The sequence below is a fragment of the Streptococcus sp. GMD6S genome (assembly GCF_000297015.1).
This window is the reverse complement of the sequence record NZ_AJRH01000286.1, coordinates 1-7,879: the sequence shown is the minus strand read 5'-3', so window position 1 is coordinate 7,879 and position 7,879 is coordinate 1. Positions and strand designations below refer to the sequence as shown.

9 protein-coding genes are annotated in these 7,879 nt (G+C 33.7%); 5 read left to right on the top strand and 4 right to left on the bottom strand.

Annotation, left to right across the window (positions count from 1 at the left end; genetic code table 11):
- Positions 1 to 366: 366 nt before the first annotated feature.
- The gene (locus GMD6S_RS10685; RefSeq protein ID WP_001125257.1) at positions 367 to 918 is read left to right on the top strand and encodes a hypothetical protein; all 552 of its coding nucleotides are present in this window, start codon (positions 367 to 369) and stop codon (positions 916 to 918) included.
- Between the two features lie 3 nt (positions 919 to 921).
- Positions 922 to 2,193, top strand: coding sequence for a hypothetical protein (locus GMD6S_RS10680; protein WP_000992275.1), 1,272 nt, complete (start codon positions 922 to 924; stop codon positions 2,191 to 2,193).
- A gap of 131 nt (positions 2,194 to 2,324) precedes the next feature.
- Here the strand turns inward: GMD6S_RS10680 and GMD6S_RS10675 are convergent, their stop codons facing one another.
- The gene (locus tag GMD6S_RS10675) at positions 2,325 to 3,293 is read right to left on the bottom strand and encodes a tyrosine-type recombinase/integrase (protein WP_000163596.1); all 969 of its coding nucleotides are present in this window, start codon (positions 3,291 to 3,293) and stop codon (positions 2,325 to 2,327) included.
- Between the two features lie 353 nt (positions 3,294 to 3,646).
- Positions 3,647 to 4,060: a hypothetical protein gene (locus GMD6S_RS10670; RefSeq protein ID WP_000350619.1), complete on the bottom strand. Its 414-nt coding sequence runs from the start codon at positions 4,058 to 4,060 to the stop codon at positions 3,647 to 3,649.
- Positions 4,061 to 4,301: 241 nt separating this feature from the next.
- Between GMD6S_RS10670 and GMD6S_RS10665 the strand changes: the two genes are divergently transcribed.
- Positions 4,302 to 4,499, top strand: coding sequence for a hypothetical protein (locus GMD6S_RS10665; protein WP_000793101.1), 198 nt, complete (start codon positions 4,302 to 4,304; stop codon positions 4,497 to 4,499).
- Positions 4,500 to 4,556: 57 nt separating this feature from the next.
- On the opposite strand, the gene GMD6S_RS10660 is transcribed toward GMD6S_RS10665, so the two are convergent.
- Positions 4,557 to 5,165, bottom strand: a complete 609-nt coding sequence (locus GMD6S_RS10660) for a DUF1269 domain-containing protein (protein WP_000429534.1) — start codon at positions 5,163 to 5,165, stop codon at positions 4,557 to 4,559.
- Positions 5,166 to 5,997: 832 nt separating this feature from the next.
- On the opposite strand from GMD6S_RS10660, the gene GMD6S_RS10655 reads away from it, so the two are divergent.
- The gene (locus tag GMD6S_RS10655) at positions 5,998 to 6,246 is read left to right on the top strand and encodes a type II toxin-antitoxin system RelB/DinJ family antitoxin (protein WP_001018847.1); all 249 of its coding nucleotides are present in this window, start codon (positions 5,998 to 6,000) and stop codon (positions 6,244 to 6,246) included.
- Positions 6,243 to 6,542: a type II toxin-antitoxin system RelE family toxin gene (locus GMD6S_RS10650; RefSeq protein ID WP_003015041.1), complete on the top strand. Its 300-nt coding sequence runs from the start codon at positions 6,243 to 6,245 to the stop codon at positions 6,540 to 6,542. The genes GMD6S_RS10655 and GMD6S_RS10650 overlap by 4 nt, the downstream gene beginning before the upstream one ends.
- A gap of 356 nt (positions 6,543 to 6,898) precedes the next feature.
- On the opposite strand, the gene GMD6S_RS10645 is transcribed toward GMD6S_RS10650, so the two are convergent.
- Positions 6,899 to 7,207: a plasmid mobilization protein gene (locus GMD6S_RS10645; RefSeq protein WP_000217346.1), complete on the bottom strand. Its 309-nt coding sequence runs from the start codon at positions 7,205 to 7,207 to the stop codon at positions 6,899 to 6,901.
- Between the last annotated feature and the right edge of the window lie 672 nt (positions 7,208 to 7,879).

Genomic DNA, 7,879 nt, shown 5'->3' with positions numbered 1-7,879 from the left:
AATGTTACTGTAATCCCTTGATGCTGCTTGGTTTACAACGAAATAGGAATGAGGTGGTTAATGGTTTTTTAGGTCGAGAAACATAGTGGTTCAAAAGAAGAACCGAAAACCCACGTCCCTGTAAGTGTAGAGTCGAATTTAAAACAACGTGACTTTATAGGGGTATTACCTCTACTTTCACTATGTTTTAGAATATGACTAAAATTTGAACTATAAATTGAACGTGCTGTAGCTGCTAAAAATGAGTTGATTTTTGAGAAGAAACCGTTTTCGGCTATCATAGTCCGTTTTGGGCTATGATAGCTTTGAATGTGAAATGAGGCGTGATAAAATATATATAAGAAACAAACAAGGAGCGTATAATCAATGCCAAAATTAAAAAAAGATCAAAAAGAGTATATAGCAGTTATACATCATAATAGCGATTTGCCAGACCATTTTGATCTAGGACCGCTATCTAAGCATGAAGTAGAGATTGTTTTTGGAATATTAGAGATAATACATGATAGATACTCACAAGAGAGCATAACTATCTCATATTCAGATATTGCAGCTATATCAGAATATGCAACTGAACTTTACGAGAATAATACTAATAATCAGTTTGAACATTTTATAGATAGTATTAAATTCAGAATGGTCTCATATAAACAGTTCATAGGACCTGAAGGTCGAAAACATATGGCCTTTAATGATTATATTATTTTTTTGCAGATTGACAAAAATCATAGTAGTCAAGAATTAACACTTTATGTATCAGAATCAGTCTATCAAGATGAAATAAAGGACAAAAATGGGAATCTTATCCAAGAGCAAAGAAGAATTGCTGATTTATTTCGTAAAGAAGATTGGTCTGAAATACAAGTATATGAAAAAGTGAAAGAAGGATACTTGATAAAAATAGAGAAGAGAAAATGATTTATGAACGCTAAAAGAAAACAAAGAAAAAGCAAAGAAAAAATAGAGCAGATCCCAAAAGATGTAGTGGCTTATTACTTGCCAAGTCCAAATGGTGCAAAGAAGATATATTTTACAAGAGACACAATCTTACTCATGTATCATTTAATTCGCTTAAGGTATTTTTCAAGAGAAATGATACTGGATCAGTATTATATCCTTACGGGTAAAGAATTAAACAACAGAACACTGTATTCCTTCATAGGAAATAGCAGAATGCCCCTCAGTCACTTTGAAGACAATTATAGAATAGGTAAGACTAAGTTTCTATATGTTCCTAAGTATTTTGCTGACTGGTTGTTAGATATCATTCATGAAATACCAGGTCTTACTGAGCTGACAAAGGTAACAGAGTTTAAAGGTTCGCATTATAGCCTTAAGACAAACAAAATGATTGGTGGTAAAGATGGTATCAGAAAAATACATCTACATGATTATCATACAAGAAGATTAGCTCTGAAAATCGGTAGACGAATAGTTGAACAGTGCACAGATTTATCACCCAGAGAATTGAACATCACTTACTTTTTTCCGTTTAACCGAAAACTTATTTCACTTGTCCCAGATGCAGTGATCTTTGTTCGAGGCCAGAGGTATTTAATTGAGTATGACAGGAATACAGAGCCTCACTTCAAGCTGCTTGGGAAGATAATGGGATACTTTCAAATGAAATATTATCGAGGAGATACAATTTTCTTTGTCTTTGATAATATTTCAGAGCCAAAAGATAATCGTCTGCATGTACGCATTGTGAATTTTATTGACAATTTATATACCGTACCTTTTGGAGACAGTGGCTTTTCTTACTACGAGAAAACACAAGAGAATACCGTAACCTTGTTTGCATTACCAGAGGTCAATGCACTGTCTCAAATCACAGAGGCCATCATGCACGATATAGTGATTGATGAACGTCAAGAAAACGAAAGATTATTAGAGAAGTGTATGACAGAACGTATCATGCCTTACGATATAGTATCGGCTGAATTAGTGGAAGAACCTGATAGTCCATTCTCTTTAATCTTGACCTACATAGATGATTATTTTGACAAAGAAAAAATGCCCCTTGTAAAATTAAACTATGGTGACGTTAGCAACCCTGATTATTTTGAAAAACTCTACGAGAGATACAAAGATGATTATGCTATGGTTGGGTTAGTATTCTCTTCAGAGATTACAAAACAATACTACAATATGCCTCACAATTATTTTCTCATGAGCCTTTATATCCGATAATAAAAGTAAAAAAAGAGAGTACTTAGTTAAGTCTCTCTTTTTTATTTATTGAAAAATTGAATTAAAAATAACAAAAGGGGATAGAGAGTCTTGTAATATATGAGAAAAAGGTGCGCAAAATTGACCCCATATTACTTTTCTCTTTGGACTAGATCCAAAAAATCCTTATTTTTCTCAAGTAGAATGCACGAATGAGTCTGTTTTAAAATGGCTGCGGATAAAGATTTTTCAAAAATGCGCTCTATCCTACTTATTACTCCTGATATTTTTGGAGCAGTTAGTGGTCTTCTTTTGAAGTCGAGAAATAGAGAATCACTAGTATTAGTAGTTACCGATTTCTCTCTTTCTTTAATGTACGGTGAGATATAGTGGATAAATTCACTTAAAATAGGTTTCTTAATCCGTTCACCTTTAGGAGATGTAACTATTAGCGTCTGTTTGTGTAAGTCAATATCTCTATAAGTAGTTTGCGCTAATTGTTCAAGATCAACTCCAGTTCCAGCAAGTAAAGCGATGATTGCTAAATCCCTGTCTTTATTTTTCAGCAATTTAGATGAGCCTTCTTCTTCATCAAGGAAGAAGTCATAGGGACTCATAGGTTTCTCATTCTTATCAATTTCATCAAAAAAGTATAGCATAGATGGCAAATCATAATGAACTACTCGTACTGTGTTCCCTGCTCCTCTTTTTGATGAAAAAATAGAAAGTATGCCATACTCATTGATCCATTCGTTCATAACATTGCGGTAGAAGTATGGGGCTTTTCTATCACCTGAGAATGATACAACAGTGTAGTAGTTCCAGAATGAGTTTAAGACACTAATAAATCGTTTTTTACCGTCTGGTTTTAGCTCTAAAGAGTTGACATAATCTGCAACAACTTCTACAGGTGTTTGCTCTAAATCATCCATGGTTAATTCATTGGTAGACTTTTTAAGATGGTTACTCGCGTAGAAATCAAGGAATTTTTTCAAGCTATTTAACTTACGGTAGTTGTATAAGTCTTTTGTATTTGTAGTAAAAAAATAATCTACATATAATCGAACGGCAGGAGACCAAAATCCCTCTAATTCGTCATATTTTTTCTCTAATTTTGTCATGATTTCACCTTGCAATTTTATCTATTACTAGATTAACAGAAAATCATGGGCAAATCAAAGTATGATAGGAAAACTTCCTGTTTGAGGAAAACGAAAAAAAAATTACAATTTCAAGCGAAATATCAATAAATTCACGATGTCAAATTGACAAAAATGTGTAAATGTGATACAATATGTCAGTGTTTAATTAACGCAATTAATGTTTTAATTAACACAAATAATTTTCTGAAGAATAAATTATTACATAAAAACTCCCAAAAAAATTTTTTGGAAGTTTCGTTACTAGATTTCGATTTGTAAATTATTGGCGTAATTTACAAATATGATTCATACACTCTTTTGAGTGGATACTATTATTGACGATTACGATTGTTTAACTGCTGTCGTAATCGTTTTTTTATTGTCATTTCAACACTATCTAACATAAAACGCGAAATAAATGCAGAATTACGACTAAGTATTTTCAACAACAAATCAAATGAGTCTTCATGCTGTTTAAATAACATGAATAAGAATGCACTTGATAAAACAAAAAGAGTGAGCCGCCTCCATTTCCATTTTTGTTTTTTTGTGTATTCACACGTTAAAAATGAAGATTTGTCTTGTTTTTTCCGTTTATCATAGATGGAGTATAAACGTTCCATCAATGAGGGAACTTCAAGAATCAACGTAGTAGCTAATAGTTCACTAAAAAATACAGATGTGATAGTGATTTTTATTACTACGTTAATAATCTCGCTGAATAATTTTTTAATTTCTATATCCATAGAAACTCCTTTCTTATAAAAGAAAGAGGTTATGAATCAGCGAAATCTAGCTAGAGACATGGAGCTTCAATGAAGAAGAATATCATATCTCAATTGTATTTTAACATACCAAATCTCTATAGTCAATAACTCGAGAATACACAATATTTACTACTATTAAATAAATTGATTGTTGAGCTTAAAATTCAAGCGTTTCAGGATTTTTAAAAAATTCAAGAACTTCTCAAGATATAATTTAACCATGAAAAATTTAAAAGAAAAAAATATCCAAAAGGTAATCTGGCATATGCAACGGCAGTGTGGTCGATTAGCAGAAATATCTGATGCAGCAGCCATAAAAAATGAATTGTTCTATCTACAAGCGAGCATAGATTGTTTAAATCGTATTTTAAATGATCAAGCTCCATACCCAGGGATTGATCGCGAAGAAGTTTTTTAAAAAAATAGGCTATCTTCCAGAAGTAGAAAGCCTATTTTTTATGAGATGCTTGAGTGCTTACGCTTTCAATTTGTCAAATTTTGCTTTGACATTTGCCTTGAATTCTTCAAGTTTAGCCTTGCGTTCGGCTTTACGTTCAGCCTTCATTTGTGCACGTGCCTGGTTGTAGAGGTCTTCTTGGACTTGCAGAGCTGCTTCGATTTCGGCTACGACGGTTGCTACATCCCAACGCACGATTTGGGTGTCGTACTTGGTGAAGTAAGCATCGATGACTGCTTCGTTGTCTTCTTGCACCAAGGCAACAACGGCTGTTTCACCGTTAGTCAATTTCTGAGAAACAACGTCAATCAGGCCAGTTTCTGCCGTATCAATGGTATCACCAGCAGCCAAACCATAGAGGCTACCCATACCATAACCAAACAAGACGCCGATAGGACCACCCAAAAGCCCGATAACTGAACCGAGCAAGCCACCTTTTAGGGCTGCATCCGTCGTTGAATCTTCAAAGTCATAGCGTTCTTTTTCAACGATATGACCGTTTTCATTTTTGACCAAGGCGATTTGAGCAACCTTGGTCGTCTGAGTTTGGCGGAAAGCCTTCAAATCCGCAAAGGACTGATAAGCTTCGCTTTCAGTGCTAAAGATTGAAACTACTAGATTTTCCATAGTTAATACCTCTTTTCTAAAAATTACACATACATTATAACAAAGTTTTCTTTTTTTTGAAACTACTTTTATGCGACAATTTACATGATATGTCGCAATTTGTCAGCGTCGAAGGACTGGTGCAGGCAGCGGTATATCCTTGCCATATCTCGGGCCAGACACTCTGGCGACTCTGAGTGATTATCAAGAAAGGCGTCCAGCAACATCTTAAAGCCACCCGTGCAAAAAGTCAATAAATGGTGTCTTTCCTACAAATCCCCACCACTGATAGGGGGACGAACATACACGAAAGTATGGCTAAACCCATGATACGTATAATGACGGTTGAACTGATTAATCCCTATATCCGTCATGTGGAACATAGCACGTAGTACCTGGTGCGGAGTAAAAGTAGTCGCTAGCGATCTTAAAGTTGTCGGTGACTAAGCATGGAAAAACAACATGAAGATTGACTACTTCGCTGTAACATCAAAGATGTCCCATCATAAAAGGTACTAGAAGAGATACTGCTTATTACTCAAGATGGGTTTGCCCTAAAGTCTCTTAAACAATAAGGTGAATTTTGAGATGAACTTTTCAAAAAAACAACTTTCCGAAAAATTGGTCTTTTTCGGAAAGTTTTAGAGTGTGGCTAAAAACAGCATAAACCGTTGGGGCTGTAAGGAATTTTAGCGATAGATTATCCGCCCTCTAAACTGAAATCAGCTCAGAATGACTATCTCAGCATCATTTTTTGACAATTTATACAGAAAAATTATCAACGAGAAAAAAAATAGCTTGAAGAAATCTGTCTTTTTGTGTATAATATACACAAAAAGATGAGGTGATTTAAATGGCTATTACAACTACAAAAGCAAGATTGAATCTAAGTATTGACTCTGAATTAAAACAGGAAGTCGGTGAGGTCTTAAACGAGATTGGACTTGACTATACTACAGCAATTAATTTATATTTCAATAAAATCAGACGTGATCGTAAAATTCCATTTGAACTTGAAGCACGAAAAAATTTAACTGTCGATGAATTTCTTGGTTCAAATTGGCGTGAAGGTTTGGAAAATGTAGAGGATGGTTGGGATTGAGTTATAAAGTTGAATTGATACCTGAAGCACAAGATGATTTTTATAAATTAGATAATAGTCAACGTCTTCATGTTAAAAAGTCACTTATCAAGTTAGAAAATCAAGGAATGCTTGCCGGAGAGGCTCTTCACGGTAATTTAGCAGGTTACAGGAAGTTAAAACACAAAAAACTGGGCCTGAGAATTGTTTTTCATGAAACTGTCAATGCAATTGAAATTATTGAAGTCATTGCTATTGGTAAGAGAAGTGATAACGAAATTTATACAATTTCTGAAAAACGTATAAGAAACAGATGAATTTATTTTAGCCAATCTATATAAAAGAAAAAACGTCCACTATCCCCCTAAAGAAATTGAAAGCAAATGAGCTAAGATAATTGATCACAACCTACCGAGCAGGATAGAAAGTGAGAGTCGTGAGCAACTTATTTGACCTCTTCTTCAGCGTTATGGCAAATGTATTAGCATATTTCATTTGTGAATAGTTGGACGACGAGGATAGTCGGCATTTAGCCTCAAAATACTCGTTAATCAAAAAAAAGCGTAAAAATCCCTAGAGGACTGTTGTCTTCTAGGGATTTAGTGTGTCCTTGAGCTGTTTGTTCGAGGACTTTTTTATGTATATAAAGTTAAAAAAGATGAGATGTTCAAAGCTATTCCCAAAACTTCCACCATCTCTTCGCTTTCTGTTCAATCAGCAACTGATTATCTTTCTGAGTTGCCAAAATAATCGTATGCAGTTGCTCAATTTGCTTCTTGTAGTCGTCTATTTGAGTTTTAAGGTCTGATATACGCTCATCTTTCTCTTGTAATACATTTGTATTATCTACGTAGTCGCTTGTATTATCCTCTTGGAAGAGTACTTTTCTAGCATATGAACTGATCGAATCTCCAAGTTCTGCAGCTCTTTCCTTTAATTCTTCTTTTTCTTCAACGCTCATCCTGATATTTAGGACAGTCATTTTTTCAGTCAAAACTTTCACCCCGTTAACTAATATAATACATATTATACCACACAGTATTATTTAATAATACACCATAATACAAGAAAAACTGAGTTTTTTGACTAAATTTCTTTAGTATATCTTTAGCAGTGAGCACATGATAAAGATTAAATTCTTTTAACATGCATTTTTAGCCCTATACTGCGTTTTATAAGTTTAGCAAAGGAAAAACTACTGTAAATACTCAAGGATGCTGTTAACGGCCAAAATATGGCTTCTGATGATGTCTTAAATGTGGGATGGTACAAAAAACGTTAAAAACTCAGTTTTTCTCATGATGCGATCATATATGCAGAGGGTCTTATGTAAAACTATAGAAAAATAGGAAGCGAAATGTATTTGACTTCCTATTTGATATTGAAGTTTAGATTTTAGTCTAATATATTTGTAAGTGGTTAGATAGAAAATAGTGAACTGAGTGAAAGATTTTTTTATTTTTTAAAAATAAAATATAGATTTTTTTCTTAAGAAGATACTTTCTAATTTACTTTCTAATATACTTTATATTACTTTATAATACTTTGTCGACCTTAGAAACTCAGTAATATCAAGGGTTTGCAGATAAATAATTGACTATTTTGTACCCCATTATTGACTATTTTGTACCCCATTATTGACTATTTTGTACCC

Bases quoted from the DNA above. Each gene is read 5' to 3' on its own strand.
- GMD6S_RS10685 (WP_001125257.1), top strand. From the start codon at position 367: ATGCCAAAATTAAAAAAAGATCAAAAAGAGTATATAGCAGTTATACAT.
- GMD6S_RS10680 (WP_000992275.1), top strand. From the start codon at position 922: ATGAACGCTAAAAGAAAACAAAGAAAAAGCAAAGAAAAAATAGAGCAG.
- GMD6S_RS10675 (WP_000163596.1), bottom strand. From the start codon at position 3,293: ATGACAAAATTAGAGAAAAAATATGACGAATTAGAGGGATTTTGGTCT.
- GMD6S_RS10670 (WP_000350619.1), bottom strand. From the start codon at position 4,060: ATGGATATAGAAATTAAAAAATTATTCAGCGAGATTATTAACGTAGTA.
- GMD6S_RS10665 (WP_000793101.1), top strand. From the start codon at position 4,302: ATGAAAAATTTAAAAGAAAAAAATATCCAAAAGGTAATCTGGCATATG.
- GMD6S_RS10660 (WP_000429534.1), bottom strand. From the start codon at position 5,165: ATGGAAAATCTAGTAGTTTCAATCTTTAGCACTGAAAGCGAAGCTTAT.
- GMD6S_RS10655 (WP_001018847.1), top strand. From the start codon at position 5,998: ATGGCTATTACAACTACAAAAGCAAGATTGAATCTAAGTATTGACTCT.
- GMD6S_RS10645 (WP_000217346.1), bottom strand. From the start codon at position 7,207: ATGACTGTCCTAAATATCAGGATGAGCGTTGAAGAAAAAGAAGAATTA.